Origin of the sequence: Kitasatospora sp. NPDC048722 (genome assembly GCF_040650235.1) — a bacterium.
GTDB lineage: Bacteria > Actinomycetota > Actinomycetes > Streptomycetales > Streptomycetaceae > Kitasatospora.
This window is the reverse complement of record NZ_JBEZGX010000021.1, coordinates 1-13,497: the sequence shown is the minus strand read 5'-3', so window position 1 is coordinate 13,497 and position 13,497 is coordinate 1. Positions and strand designations below refer to the sequence as shown.

Below are 13,497 nucleotides of genomic sequence, written 5' to 3'. Positions count from 1 at the left end.
TCAAGCCCGCTGGACCAGCTCGTCGTAGGTGCTCAGCACCTGGGCGACGGTGGCGGCCTCGTCCGGCCAGGTCTCGGCCTGCTGGCGGCCGGCCGCCACCAGCCGCTCCCGGCGCCGCGGATCGGCCAGCAGCTCGCGCACGGCCCGGCCGACCGCGGCCGGGTCACCGGCGGGCACCAGCACGGCCGCGTCGCCGACCAGTTCGGGGATCCCGCCGACGGCGGTGGCGACCACCGGCACGCCGGCCCGCATCGCCTCCTGGACGACCAGCGAGCGGGCCTCCCAGCGGCTGGAGACGACCACGACGTCGGCGGCCGACAGCAGGTCGGGCACGTCGGTGCGGTAGCCGAGCAGCCGCACCGGCAGCTTCTCCGCGGCGACCCGCTCGCGCAGCGCGCCCGCCTCCGGGCCGTCCCCGGCGAGCAGCAGCAGCGGCTCCGGATCCAGCGCGGACAGTTCGCGGGTGGCGTCGAGCAACAGCCCGAAGGCCTTCTGCGGGACGAGCCGGCCGACCGCCAGCACCAGCGGCCGGTCCGGGCCCCCGCCGAGCAGCGCGGCCCGAGCCGAGGCCCGGTCGAGCCGTCCCTCGGGCATCGGCGGGGCGGCCACCGGGCCGAGCCGGGCGTCGGTGGCACCCAGCTCGCGGGCCCGGGCGACGAGGTCGGAGGAGGCCCCGAGGACGAGGTCGGCGGCGCGCGCCACCCGGCGCTCCATGAGCCGCTGGAGGCGGCGCTCCATGCCGGTGGCCAGCAGCGCGTGGTGCGAGGTGACCACCAGCGGCGTCTCCGGGCGCAGGCCGGGGAAGCGGCCGGCGGTGCGCAGCGCGAGGTCGGAGAGCAGCCCGGCGCGCAGGCCGTGGGCGTGCACCACGTCGGCGCCGGTGAAGGCGCGGCGCAGTTCGCCGATGGCGGTGGCGTCGCTGCGGGCGCCCGCGGTGGGGGTGATGTCGACGGTGTGGAACCGGGCGCCGGTGCGGGAGAAGCCGAACAGCGCGTCCGTGCCGGCCGGGGCGCAGACCGTGACGCCGACCCCGTGCGCGACCAGGCCCTGGGCGAGGGAGCGGACATGGGCACCGATCCCGCCGGTGCTGGCGGCCAGGACGAGCACCACGTGCAGCTGGCCCGGCTCGGGGACGGCCGGGGTGACCCGGGCGGCGGAATGGTCCACGTCGTCTCGCATCCGACTCGATCAGGTTCGCGCGCCCCGCTGCGGGGGTTGCCCGCCGGCGGCGCTCGGGACTGGAAAGCCAGTGTCCAGCCGCCACCATGCCAGGTCGGCGGCCCTCTTGGACAGTCGGCGCCACCGGGGCGCGTCGTCGTGCCGCGAGGACCGCCGGACCCGGGCGAAGGGGGCGGCTAGCGCCGGCGCGGGGCCCGGGCGGCGGCCAGCAGTTCCTCGGCGTGGGCGCGGCCCAGCTCCGAGTCCTCCAGGCCGGCCAGCATCCGGGAGAGCTCCCGCACCCGCTCCTCGTCGTTGAGCACCTTGACGCCGCTGCGCGTCACGGTGCCGTCGTTGGTCTTCTCCACGACGAGGTGCCGGTCCGCGAAGGCGGCGACCTGCGGGAGGTGGGTGACGACCACGACCTGGGCGGACTCGGCCAGCTTGGCGAGCCGGCGGCCGATCTCGACGGCGGCCTTGCCGCCGACGCCCGCGTCCACCTCGTCGAACAGGTAGGTGGGGACGGGGTCGGCGCCGGCGAAGACCACCTCGACGGCGAGCATCACCCGCGACAGCTCACCGCCGGAGGCGCCCTTGGCGATCGGGCGGGGCTGGGCGCCGGGGTGCGGGGCGAGCAGCACCTCGACCTCGTCCACGCCGTGCGGGCCGTAGGCGACGGTGCGGCCGTCGATTTCGATCCCGGCGAGGTCGTCGACCAGGGAGATCGCGAAGGTCACCCGGGCGTGCGGCATGGCCAGTTCGGCGAGTTCGGCGGAGACGGCCTCGGCGAAACGCCCGGCGGCGGCGTGCCGGGCGGCCGACACCTCGGCCGCGAGTTCGGCCAGCTCGGCGCGCAGCTCGGTCTCCCGGGCACCGAGCTCGTCGATCCGGTCGTCGTCGCCGTCGAGTTCGGCGAGCCGGGCGGACCCGGCCTCGGCCCACGCGAGCACCTCGGCGAGGGTGTTCTCCGCGCCGCCGTACTTGCGCAGCAGCTGGGCCAGCGCGGCCCGGCGGTCCTCGACGGCGGCCAGGCGCACCGGGTCGGCGTCCAGGTCGTCCGCGTAGCCGGCCAGGTCGCCGGCCACGTCGGCGAGCAGGTAGCCGACCTCGTTGAGGCGGTCGGCCAGGGCGGCCAGCCGCTCGTCGTGGTGGCGGACGGCGTCCAGGGCGCGGCGGGACTGCGCGAGCAGGGTGCCGGCGTCCAGCGCCTCCGGGTCGGCAGGGTCGCCGGCCAGGGCGGCGTGGGCGAGGGCCGCGGCGGAGGACAGCGCGTCGGCGTGGCCGAGGCGCTCGGCCTCGGCGGACAGCTCGACGTCCTCGCCGGCCACCGGCTCGGCGGCGGCGATCTCGTCCAGCCCGAAGCGCAGCAGGTCGGCCTCCTGGGCGCGCTCGCGGGCCCTGGTGGTCAGCTCCTCCAGGGTCGCCGAGACCTCGCGCAGCGCCCGGTAGGTCTCCCGGTAGCGCGCCAGCGGCTCGGCGACCGTCTCGCCCGCGTACCGGTCGAGCGCGCCGCGCTGGCGGGCCGGGCGCAGCAGCCGCTGCTGGTCGGTCTGTCCGTGCACCGCGATCAGGTCCTCGCCGAGTTCGGCGAGCAGCCCGACCGGCACGGACCGGCCGCCGACGTGCGCCCGCGAGCGCCCCTCGGCGGAGACGGTGCGGCTGATCAACAGGGCGCCGTCGTCCAGTTCGGCCCCGGCCTCGATCGCGCGGGCTGCCACCGGGGAGCCGGCGGGCAGTTCGAGCCGGCCCTCGACGACGGCGCGTCCGGTGCCGTTGCGCACCAGCCCCGGGTCGGCCCGGCCGCCGAGCAGCAGGCCGAGGCTGGTCACCACCATGGTCTTGCCTGCGCCGGTCTCACCGGTCACGGCGGTGAAGCCGGGGGCCAGTTCGACCACCGCGTCGTCGATGACCCCAAGATCCCGTATCCGCATCTCGTCCAACACGGAGACGACCTTACGAGGTTCCACCCCCGGCGCGCGACGAGCGGCAACGGCGCGCGGCAACTCCGTGCCCGGAAGTTCATCCCTTCCGGGAGGTTCGCCCCGGGCCCGGCACGGTGCACCAGGGCAGGAAGAGCTGCACCAGCGGGCCGATGGCCAGCGCGTACACGACGGTGCCGACCCCGGCGGTGCCGCCGAGGAGGATCCCGGCGGCGAGCACCGTCAGTTCGATGCCGGTGCGGATGAGCCGCAGCGAGCGGCCGGTGCGCCGGTGCAGGCCGGTCATCAGGCCGTCGCGCGGGCCCGGGCCGAGGCGGGCGCCGATGTAGAGGCCGCTGGCCAGTCCGTTGAGCAGGACCGCGGCGGTCATCAGGGCGATCCGGGCGGGCAGCGCGCCGACGCCGCCGACGACGGTGAGGGTGAGGTCCATGGCGGCGCCGATCACCAGCACGTTGGCGACGGTACCGAGGCCCGGCCGCTGGCGCAGCGGGATCCACAGCAGGAGGACGAGCGCGCCGCAGATCGTCACCCAGGCGCCGACGGTCAGGCCGAGGACGCGCTGGAGTCCCTGGTGCAGGACGTCCCAGGGATCGAGGCCGAGGCCGGAGCGGAGCATCAGCGCCATGCTCGCGCCGTACAGCGCGAGGCCGCCGAAGAGCTGCGGGAGGCGGCGGCCGAGCGCGTGGGTGTCGCCGAGCACGCGGACGGCGAGCGGGGTCCGCCCGGACGGGACGGCGGTCGGGGTCGCGGTGGTGGCCAATGGTGCTCCTGCGGTGGTGCCGCACCCCGGGGGACGGCCCCGGCGGTGGCGGCCTCGACGGCCGCCCTGTCATGATGAGCGGGCCAAACAGGCCCGCTCCAGGGCCAATTCCGAGCAAGTGGACTGATCACCCATGGCCGACTGGCACACCACCGTCACTCCCCCGGCGCTCGCCCGGCTGCTCTCCACCGCGCGGCTGCCCACCCCGGCCCCCGCCCGCCGGCCCGCCTACCGCACCCTGGCCGACCAGATCCGGCTGCTGGTCACCGAAGGCCGCCTGCCGGTCGGCGCCCGCCTGCCCGCCGAACGCGAACTCGCCGCCGCCCTGTCGCTCAGCCGCACCACCGTCGCCACCGCGTACGAGGCGCTGCGCACCGACGGCTACCTGCGCAGCCGCCGCGGCTCCGGCAGCTGGACCACCCTGCCCGAGGGCGCCCCGCCGCCCAGCGACGCCCTGCACCCCGTCCCGCCGGACGAGCAGAACCGCACCCTGGACCTCGGCGTCGCCGCCCTGCCCGCCCCGCAGCCCTTCCTCGGCGAGGCCGCCGCCCGCGCCGTCGAGCAGCTGCCCCGCTACACCGCCGGGCACGGCCACTACCCCACCGGCGTCCCGGTGCTCCGCGAGGCCGTCGCCCGCCGCTTCACCGAGCGCGGCCTGCCGACCACTCCCGACCAGATCCTGATCACCACCGGCGCGATGGGCGGCCTCCACCTGCTCCAGCGGGTGCTGATCGGCCGCGGCGACCGCGTCGCCGTCGAGGCGCCCACCTACGCCCACACCCTCCAGGCCTTGCGGCTCGCCGAGGCGCGGCTGGTGCCCGTCCCTTACGCGTGGCCGGACGGGCCGCTGCGCGGGCCGCGCTGGGACCTCGCCGAGTGGCGCCGCGTGCTGCACGGCGCCGCGCCCCGGCTCGCCTACGTCCTGCCGGACTTCCACAACCCGACCGGCGCGCTGATCCCCGAGGAGCAGCGCCGCGAGCTGCTCGCCGCCGCCCGCACGGCCGGCACGGTCGTCCTGGTCGACGAGACCACCGCCGAACTCGGCTGGGGCGTGCCCCCCGACGCGCCGCTGCCGCGCCCGACGGCCGCGCTGGACCGGACCGCCCAGGTGGTCACCGTCGGCTCGGCGGGCAAGCTGCTCTGGGGCGGCCTGCGGATCGGCTGGGTCCGGGCCGCGCCCGCGCTGGTGCGCCGACTGGCCTCCGAGCGGGTCTACAGCGACGTCGGCACCCCGGTGCTGGACCAGCTGATCGCCGCCGACCTGATGGGCGAGCCGCTCCCCGCCATCCGCGCGCACCAGCTCGACCGGCTGCGGGCCACCGCCGACGCGTTCGGCGCGGAGCTGCCCCGCCGGCTGCCCGGCTGGAGCTACGCGCCGCCGCCCGGCGGCCTCTCGCTCTGGGTCTCCACCGACGGCCTGTCCGGCGCCGCGCTCGCGCTCGCCGGCGAGCGCGGCGGGGTGCGGATCGCCTCCGGCAACCGGTTCGGCGCGGACGGCGCGTTCGAGCACCACATCCGGATCCCGCTCACCGTACCCGCGCCCGGCGTGCCCGCCGCCGTCGAACGGCTCGCCGTCGTCGCCGCGCAGGCGGGCAGCGGCGGCCGGTTCGGCACGGCGGACGACAGCCAGCCGCTGGCCGTGTGACGCCGCCTCGGATCCCCCCCCGGATCAGCAGGGCGTGTTCGAGCGCCCGCGCCAACCCGTCACCGGCAGCGCGAACTTGGCCACCAGCCGGTCGGTGAACGGCGCCCGGTGCAGCCGCGCCAGCCGCACCGGCGTCTGCCCCCGACGCACCTCCACCCGCGCGCCGGCGGGCAGTTCGACCGAGCGCCGCCCGTCGCACCACAGCACGCCGTGCGGGGTCTTCGGCTGCACCTCGACCGCCAGCACCGAGTCCGGCGAGGTCACCAACGGACGCGCGAACAGCGCGTGCGCGGAGATCGGCACCATCAGCAGCGCCTCCACCTCCGGCCACACCACCGGCCCACCGCCCGAGAACGCGTACGCCGTCGAACCCGTCGGCGTCGCGCAGACCACCCCGTCGCAGCCGAAGTTGGAGACCGGACGGCCGTCCACCTCGGTCACCACCTCCAGCATCCGCTCCCGGGACGCCTTCTCGATCGAGGCCTCGTTCAACGCCCAGTCCTGGTGCACCACGTCGCCGTTGGTGCGGACGATGACGTCGATCGTCATCCGCTCCTCGACCTCGTAGTCGGCCTTCACCACGCGCTCGACCACGACCGCGAGGTCGTCCCGCTCGGCCTCCGCGAGGAAGCCCACCCGGCCCAGGTTGATCCCGAGCATCGGCAGCCCGTGCTCGCGCGCCAGCTCCGCCCCGCGCAGCAGCGTGCCGTCACCGCCCGCGACCAGGATCAGCTCGCAGCCGTCCGCCGCGCCCGGCCCGCCGGCGACCTTCTCGACCCCGTCCGGCAGGTCCAGGCCGACCGCCTCGGCGGCCAGCAGCCTGATCCGGACGCCCGCCTTCAGCAGCCCGTGCACCAGGCCCTCGACGCTGCGCAGCGCCGCCTCCCGGCCGGTGTGCGCGATCAGGAAGACCGTACGCTCTTCATCGCTCATGCCGCTGCCCTCTCCCTCACGCCTGCCGGGTCGCCCTCGGCCCGGTGCGGTCGCGTCACACAGCAATCACACAGCATGACGGACCCGACGTCCCCCGAGCACCCTATCGGGGGCCCTCCGCGACGGCCCGGTCCGCCTCCGCCGGGTCCAGTTGCGGGGCGTCCCGGCGCATCCACAGGAAGTACTCGACGTTCCCGGACGGCCCCGGCAGCGGGCTCGCGGTGACCGCTCGCACGCCCAGCCCCAGCTCCCACGCCTGCGCCGCGACCTGACGCACCATCTCTGCGCGCAGCTGCGGGCTGCGCACCACGCCGCCGCTGCCCAGGCGCTCCTTGCCGATCTCGAACTGCGGCTTGACCATCAGCACGAGGTCCGCGTCCGCGGCCGCACACCCGGCCAGGGCCGGCAACACCAGGCCCAGCGAGATGAACGACAGGTCACCTACCACCAGGTCGACCGGGGTGCCGCCGATCATCTCCAGGGTCAGCTCACGGACGTTCGTGCGGTCCATCACCGTCACCCGCTCGTCGCTCTGCAGCGACCACGCGAGCTGCCCGTAGCCGACGTCCACCGCGAGCACGCCGGCCGCGCCGGCCCTCAGCAGCACGTCGGTGAACCCTCCGGTGGACGCGCCCGCGTCCAGCGCCCGGCGGCCCTCGACCACCAGGCCCTGCGGCACGAACGCCGCGAACGCCCCGGCCAGCTTGTGGCCGCCACGCGACACGTAGTCGGGGTCGTTGTCGTCCTTGGCCACGACGACCGCCGCCGAGGTCTCCACCTGGGTGGCCGGCTTGGTCGCGGTGGTGCCGCCGACGGTCACCCGGCCCGCCGCGATCAGCTCGGACGCGTGCTCGCGCGACCGGGCCAGCTTGCGGCGGACCAGCTCCGCGTCGAGACGGCGTCGTGCCACTGCCACTGGTGTTTCAGCTCCTACGGGTCGTGCGGGTCGGTGGTGCGGGTCGTACGGGTGGTGCGGGTCAGTCCCCGTCGAGCGCGGCCAGCGCGTCGGCGAACCGCCGGTGAACATCTTCGTACACCGCGACGTGCGCCTCGGCGGGCACCCCGTCCAGCGCCTCCAGCCGGGCCAGCCCGGCGTCCACGGCGGGGTGGCCGGTCGGGGTCAGGTCGACGCCGAGCGGCTCGGGGGCGGCGCCCGGGGCGGGGACGTCAGGCATCGGGCTTCTTCGTGCTGGTGGCCTTGCGGACGGTGGTCCTCTTCGTCGCGGTGCGCTTGGCGGGCGCGTCGGCGGCGGCCGTCTTCTTGGCGGTGCTCTTCGCTGTGGCGGTCTTCTTGACGGCCGTCTTCTTCACGGCCGTCTTCTTCACCGCCGTGGCCTTCGCGGCCGTCTTCTTCGCGGCCGTCTTCTTGGCAGCGGGTTTCTTGGCAGCGGGCTTCTTGGCGGGCTCGGACCCGGGCTCGGACCCGGGCTCGGACGCGGACTCGGACGCGGACTGCTCGGCGGGAGCCTTCCCCACCGGCGCCTTACGGGCCGGCGAGTGCGCCGGCGCCACCGGCGGATCGACCTCGACCGGCTCGTCCACCTCCACCCGCTCCGCCGCCATCGGCTCGCCCACGGCACGGGCCGGCGGCTCGTGCCGCTGCTCCCAGCCGCGGCCGAACAGGCCGTCCGCACGCGGCGCCGGCACGGGCTCCTCGTCCTGCGCCGGCGCCGCGGGCCGCGCCACCGGGACGGCGTCCTCCTCGACCTCGCGCAGTTTGCTCTCCAGGTACGCCAGCACCACGCCGACCTTGGTCACCTGGTCGCCGACCCTCTCGAAGGCCTTCTCCACCTCGCCGCGCGCCACCCCGACGGCCAGGTCCACCCCGGCCCGCCCGGCGGTGACCGCCTCCTCCGCGAGGGTCTGCAGCTGCTTGGCCGACGGCGGGAACTGCCCGCCCAGCCGGCGTTCGACCTCGCCGACGTCGACCCCGGTCCGTTCCAGGATGGTGGCCGCCGTCCCGACGACCCGCTTGCCTACCTCCTCCACCACCACGGCCGCGGCCTCCACCACTCCCCGCACCGTCCTCGGCAGCATCCGGGTGCCTCCTTAGCGCCTGCGCGCATCGCTCCGTCGCCGTAGGCCCCCGGCCGGTACCGGGCGCCCCACTGACGACGCTACCGCCAAAACCCGCCTGCGGTACCGTGGCCCCGCGCCGGCCGCCGCCGTCGGCCACCGGAACCCGGGACGCCCAGGGAGGGGACCCACTGCCATGGCCAACGCCGAGGAGTGCCGCGAGGCACTGGAACAGCTCAGCCGGAACATGGCGAAGTCCACCGGCGACGTCCGCAAGGCCGCCGCCCTCGACCGCTCCCTCTCCTGCCGGATCACCGACCTCGACCTGACCTTCACCGGCCGCCTGCGCGACGGCCGGATCCAGGACGTCGTCTCGGCGCCCGGCGCCCCCGCCGAGAAGGCGGAGATCCGGCTCACCATGGCCAGCGACGACCTGGTCGCCCTCGTCGGCGGCGGGCTCAGCTTCGCCTCCGCGTGGGCGGGCGGCCGGGTCAGGCTGGAGGCGGGCTTCCGCGACCTCCTGCGGCTGCGCACCCTGCTCTGACCTGGCCGCCGCCCGAAGACGTCGAGGACGCCGAAGAGGTCAGAAGCCCAGCTCGGCGAGCGCCTTCCGCCCGTCGGCCGGCTCCCCGTCCGCGTCCAGCGCCGCCCAGGAGGCCGCGCACAGCGCCCGCAGGCCGTCCCAGCGGTCCGCCCCGGCGCCGTCCAGCCGCAGCACGCCCTCCTCGGCGCGCGCGACCCAGCCCCGGCAGGCGAAGCCGCCCTCGGCCGCCTCCACCGCCGGGTGCGGCTCCAGCAGGCCCCGCAGGTCCGCCGCGAGGTACGTCGGACGGTGCTCGACCGGGGCCGTGAGCAGCTGCGCCGCCGTCGTCACCCCGGTGAAGACCAGCAGGCTGTCCACCCCTCCGTTGAACGCGCCCTCGATGTCGGTGTCCAGCCGGTCGCCCACGACCAGCGGCCGCTCGGCCCCCGTCCGCAGCACCGTCTCCCGGTGCATCGGCGGCAGCGGCTTGCCCGCGACCTCGGGCTCCACCCCGGTCGCCGCGCGCACCGCCGCCACCAGCGTCCCGTTGCCGGGCGCGATGCCCCGGGCCGTCGGCACCGTCAGATCGGTGTTGGACGCCACCCACGGAAGCCCGCGCTGCACCGCGTACGACGCCTCCGCCAGCTGCGCCCAGCCGACCGACGGGTCGTAACCCTGGACCACCGCGAGCGGCTCCTCGTCGAGCGTCCGGACCGCCACCAGACCGCGCTCGGCCAGCGCCTCCTCCAGCCCGAGACCGCCCACGACCAGCACCTTCGATCCGGCCGGCACCTTCTCGGCGACCAGCCGGGCAGCGGCCTGCGCCGAGTTGATCACGTCGGCGGCCTCGGCCGGCACGCCCAGCTCGGTCAGGTGCCCGGCCACCACCCGGGGCGGCCGGGAGGCGTTGTTCGTCACGTACGCGAGGCGCATCCCGGTCGCGCGCGCGGCGGCCAACGCGTCCACGGCGTGCTCGATCGCGTGCGGTCCGGCGTACACCACGCCGTCGAGGTCCAGCAAGGCCGTGTCGTACGCCTCGGTGAGCGGGCGCTCGCTGCTCCCGGGGGCGGTCCGTCGCACGGGGGTGGCCGTCTCGGTCATGCCTGCTCTACCTCATTCACTGCGTCGTCGTTCACTGCGTCTGGTGCGTCGTTCACCGCGGTGGTCGTTCTCCTCGGTGGACGGGGCCGCCGGTCACGCGTCGTCGTCGACGCCGCCCGCGCTCCCGTCGCCGGCGCCGCCGGTGCCGCCGGTGCCGCCCGCCGGGGGCTCCAGGTACCCGGGCGCCCCGGGCAGCAGCGGGCCGAACGCCCCGGCACGGGCCGCCAGGGTGGCCCGGGTCTGCCGCAGCGCCGCCCGGTAGTGCTCGGCCTCCGGCCGCATCGCCACGGCCAGTGCCAGGTGCTCGGCGGACGTCTCGAAGTCGCCCAGCCGGGCCGCCGCGACGCCCCACCCGAACTGAGCGTAGTCGTCGGAGGGATCCGCCAGCGCCACGGCCTGGAAGTTCTCCAGCGCCGCCGCGTACGAACCCGCGTCGAACTGCGCCCGCGCCAGCGTCTCCCGGATGCTCCGCGAGTGCGGCTCGGCCGCCGCCGCCCGGGCCAGCAGTTGCTCGGCCGCCGCCGGGTGCCCCTGGGCCAGCAGCTTCCCGCCCCGGCGGAACCACTCGTACACGTCCCCGGCGGGCTCGCCCGGCCGCTGCGCCGGGACGCCGCCCGACCCGGTGACGCCGCCACCGGTGGCACCGTCCCCTGCGCCCGGCTCGACCGGAACGCCGTCGTCCACCTGGTTCCACCCGTCGTTCATGCCGTACCTCGCCCTCGTTCGCCCCTCGGTCGCCCACCCGTCCCACTGATCAGCACAGGTGTTCCGATCTCTCAACAACGCGTACCCGGTTACGATGCCCAGAATGAGCACCTCCAGTGCAGAAGACGGAGCCGAGACTCCGCAGGGCGGCCCCGGCGATCCCGGGCACGTCGCCACAGCAGGTCTGTCCCTGTCCCCGTTCAGGGGCCTGCGCTACGTCCCCGACCGGGTCGGCACGCTGGCCGCGGTCACCTCACCCCCGTACGACGTCGTCGACCCCGGCCGCCGGCTCGACCTGGAGACCGCCGACCCGCACAACGTGGTCCGGCTGATCCTGCCGCGTCCCGAGCCCGACGACAGCGGCGACCGCCCCGACCGCGACACCCGCTACCGGCACGCCGCCCGGCTGCTGCGCGACTGGCAGCGCGAGGGCGTCCTCGCCGCCGACCCCGAGCCCGCGCTCTACGTCTACGAGCAGCGCGTGCCCGCCACCGCCGACTCCCCCGAGCTGCTGCAGCGCGGCCTGATCGGCGCCCTCGCGGTCAGCGGCCGCGAGGGCGGCGTGGTCCTCCCGCACGAGGACGTGATGCCGCGGCCCGTCGCCGACCGGGTCGGCCTCATGCGCACCACCCGTGCCAACCTCGAACCGCTCCTGCTCACCTACCGGGGCAACGGCGGCGCGGCCGACGTCATCGAGCGCACCGTCCGCGACGAACCGCTGCTCACCACCGCCACCAGCGACGGCACCCACCACCGGCTCTGGGCCGTCACCGCACCCGACGACATCGCCGAGATCGGCCGCGACCTCGCCCGCTGCCGGGCCCTGATCGCCGACGGCCACCACCGCTGGGAGATGTACCTGCGCCTCCAGCGCGAGCACCGCCACCTGCCGCGCAGCCCGTGGGACCGCGGCATGGTCCTCCTCGTGGACACCGCCCGCTACCCGCTGCGCGTCCGGGCCATCCACCGGGTGCTCTACCGACTGCCGGTCGCCGAGGCCCTGGAGCGACTCGGCGACCAGTGGCAGGTCAAGGAGATCCCCGGCCCGCTCGCCTCCGCCCTCCAAGCGCTCGCCGAGCAGAAACGACACGGCGGCAACGGCTTCGTCCTGACCGGCGGCGACGGCGCCTTCTGGCTCGTCGGCGAGCCCGAGGAGGCCCTCCTCGACGCCACCGTGCCGCGCGACCGCCCCGAGGAGTGGCGCCACCTCGACGCGACCGTCCTGCACGCCACCCTGCTCGACCACACCTGGCACGTCCCCGACGGCCCCGACGACATCGGCTACCTGCACACCGCCGTCGCCGCCGAACGGGAGGCGGCCCGCACCGGTGGCACCGCCGTCCTGCTGCACCCGGTGCGCGAGAGCGTCGTGCGCAGGCTCGCCGAACAGGGCGTCACGATGCCGCGCAAGTCCACGTCCTTCGGGCCGAAGCCGGCCACCGGACTGGTGCTGCGCAACCTCGAACTGGGCTGACGCGCCCGGACCCTGACGCAGTGAGGCCCTGCCGCGCCCCGGAATCTCCCGGGGTGCGGCAGGGCCTCACTCGTCGGTCGCGCGTCAGCTCTTGGCGTCGGCCTCGGCCGCGTCGGCCTCGGTCTTCTCCTCGGCCTCGGCGTCGTTCGAACGCTCGGGCACCACGCCGTCGAAGTCCTCGTCGATCTCGAGGTCGTCCTCGTCGTAGTACTCCTCGACGTCCTCCTCGTCCTCGAAGATCACGCGGTCGTCGGACACGTCGCCGCCGCGCTTCTTCGCCGGGGCCTCGGCCTCCTCGGCCTCGTCCTCCAGCTCGGGGTCGAGCGCGTCCACGAACTCCACGCCGTCAATCTCGGCCAGCCGCTCGGAGGCGTTGGTCGAACCGTCGGTGTCGGCCTCGACCGCCTTCACGAACCACTCGCGGGCCTCGTCCGCCCGGCCGGCCGCGATCAGGGCCTCGGCGTAGGCGTACCGCAGGCGCGCGGTCCACGGGTGCACGGCGCTGGAGGCCAGCTCCGGGCTCTGCAGGGTCACCACGGCGGCGTCGAACTGCTCCATGTCGGTGCGCGCACCGGCCGCGACCAGGCGCATCTCGACCTGGCCGGCCTTGTCCAGCTGCTTCACCTCGGGCTCGCCGGCCATCGCCAGCGCCCGCTCCGGACGGCCAAGACCGCGCTCGCAGTCGGCCATGACCGGCCACAGGTCCGCACGACCGGTCATCCGGCGGGCGGCGCGGAACTCGGTCAGCGCCTCGGAGTAACGCTGGGTCATGTACGAGGCGAAGCCGGCCGCCTCGCGGACGGCCGCGACGCGCGAGGCCAGACGGAGCGCGACGCGCGAGTACTGGTACGCCTCCTCCGGCTCGCCGTCGAGCAGGCGGGCGACCATCACCAGGTTGCGGGCGACGTCGTCGGCGAGCGTCTTGGGCAGGCTCTTCAGCTCCTGGCGCACGTCCGCGTCCAGCTCGAAGCCGGTGACGTCCTCCGGGATCGGCAGGCGCTTGACGGGCTCGTAGTTGCCACGGCGGTCGTCGTAGTCGCGGCCGCCACGGTCGTCGCGGCGGTCGTCACGACGGCCCTCGAAGCGGCCACCGCGGTCATCGCGGCGGTAGCCGCCGCCACCCGGGCGGTCGTCGCGGCGGTAGCCGCCACCGGAGGGACGGTCGTCGCGGCGGAAACCGCCGCCCTGACGGTCGTCACGGTCACGGTTGAAACCACCCGACGGGCGGTCGTCGCGGCGGTA

The 13,497-nt window shown here is 75.8% G+C and carries 13 protein-coding genes; 3 read left to right on the top strand and 10 right to left on the bottom strand.

The window, feature by feature from the left end; genetic code table 11:
• From AB0C76_RS17480 to AB0C76_RS17470, 3 genes are all read right to left on the bottom strand, one after another.
• Positions 1-1,167 carry a glycosyltransferase family 4 protein gene (locus AB0C76_RS17480; RefSeq protein WP_359965447.1) on the bottom strand — a complete coding sequence of 389 codons (1,167 nt, stop codon included), beginning with the start codon at positions 1,165-1,167 and terminating at the stop codon, positions 1-3.
• A gap of 188 nt (positions 1,168-1,355) precedes the next feature.
• Entirely contained in the window at positions 1,356-3,089 is a 1,734-nt protein-coding gene (recN, locus tag AB0C76_RS17475) for a DNA repair protein RecN (protein WP_359965687.1), read from the bottom strand.
• An 88-nt stretch (positions 3,090-3,177) separates the two neighbouring features.
• Positions 3,178-3,798 (bottom strand): hypothetical protein, encoded by a 621-nt coding sequence (locus AB0C76_RS17470; RefSeq protein ID WP_359965684.1) that lies wholly within the window; start codon positions 3,796-3,798, stop codon positions 3,178-3,180.
• Positions 3,799-3,991: 193 nt separating this feature from the next.
• On the opposite strand from AB0C76_RS17470, the gene AB0C76_RS17465 reads away from it, so the two are divergent.
• On the top strand, positions 3,992-5,503 hold the full coding sequence (locus AB0C76_RS17465; protein ID WP_359965444.1) for a PLP-dependent aminotransferase family protein: 1,512 nt from the start codon (positions 3,992-3,994) through the stop codon (positions 5,501-5,503).
• Between the two features lie 24 nt (positions 5,504-5,527).
• Here the strand turns inward: AB0C76_RS17465 and AB0C76_RS17460 are convergent, their stop codons facing one another.
• The 4 genes from AB0C76_RS17460 to AB0C76_RS17445 all read right to left on the bottom strand — a co-directional run bounded on the left by AB0C76_RS17460 (position 5,528) and on the right by AB0C76_RS17445 (position 8,473).
• Positions 5,528-6,436: an NAD kinase gene (locus tag AB0C76_RS17460; protein WP_359965441.1), complete on the bottom strand. Its 909-nt coding sequence runs from the start codon at positions 6,434-6,436 to the stop codon at positions 5,528-5,530.
• Positions 6,437-6,539: 103 nt separating this feature from the next.
• Positions 6,540-7,346, bottom strand: a complete 807-nt coding sequence (locus AB0C76_RS17455; RefSeq protein ID WP_359965681.1) for a TlyA family RNA methyltransferase — start codon at positions 7,344-7,346, stop codon at positions 6,540-6,542.
• Positions 7,347-7,413: 67 nt separating this feature from the next.
• Positions 7,414-7,611, bottom strand: a complete 198-nt coding sequence (locus AB0C76_RS17450; RefSeq protein ID WP_359965438.1) for a hypothetical protein — start codon at positions 7,609-7,611, stop codon at positions 7,414-7,416.
• Positions 7,604-8,473 carry a hypothetical protein gene (locus tag AB0C76_RS17445; protein ID WP_359965435.1) on the bottom strand — a complete coding sequence of 290 codons (870 nt, stop codon included), beginning with the start codon at positions 8,471-8,473 and terminating at the stop codon, positions 7,604-7,606. Before AB0C76_RS17445 ends, AB0C76_RS17450 begins: the two co-directional genes overlap by 8 nt.
• Positions 8,474-8,648: 175 nt before the next feature.
• Here AB0C76_RS17445 and AB0C76_RS17440 point away from each other — a divergent pair, with 175 nt between their 5' ends.
• Entirely contained in the window at positions 8,649-8,996 is a 348-nt protein-coding gene (locus tag AB0C76_RS17440) for an SCP2 sterol-binding domain-containing protein (RefSeq protein ID WP_359965432.1), read from the top strand.
• A 39-nt stretch (positions 8,997-9,035) separates the two neighbouring features.
• Here the strand turns inward: AB0C76_RS17440 and AB0C76_RS17435 are convergent, their stop codons facing one another.
• The gene (locus AB0C76_RS17435) at positions 9,036-10,076 is read right to left on the bottom strand and encodes an HAD-IIA family hydrolase (RefSeq protein WP_359965429.1); all 1,041 of its coding nucleotides are present in this window, start codon (positions 10,074-10,076) and stop codon (positions 9,036-9,038) included.
• A 93-nt stretch (positions 10,077-10,169) separates the two neighbouring features.
• Positions 10,170-10,781, bottom strand: a complete 612-nt coding sequence (locus AB0C76_RS17430; RefSeq protein ID WP_359965426.1) for a tetratricopeptide repeat protein — start codon at positions 10,779-10,781, stop codon at positions 10,170-10,172.
• A gap of 103 nt (positions 10,782-10,884) precedes the next feature.
• On the opposite strand from AB0C76_RS17430, the gene AB0C76_RS17425 reads away from it, so the two are divergent.
• Positions 10,885-12,255: a DUF1015 domain-containing protein gene (locus AB0C76_RS17425; RefSeq protein WP_359965423.1), complete on the top strand. Its 1,371-nt coding sequence runs from the start codon at positions 10,885-10,887 to the stop codon at positions 12,253-12,255.
• An 84-nt stretch (positions 12,256-12,339) separates the two neighbouring features.
• Here AB0C76_RS17425 and AB0C76_RS17420 read toward each other — a convergent pair whose 3' ends face one another.
• Positions 12,340-13,251: a tetratricopeptide repeat protein gene (locus AB0C76_RS17420; RefSeq protein ID WP_359965678.1), complete on the bottom strand. Its 912-nt coding sequence runs from the start codon at positions 13,249-13,251 to the stop codon at positions 12,340-12,342.
• Between the last annotated feature and the right edge of the window lie 246 nt (positions 13,252-13,497).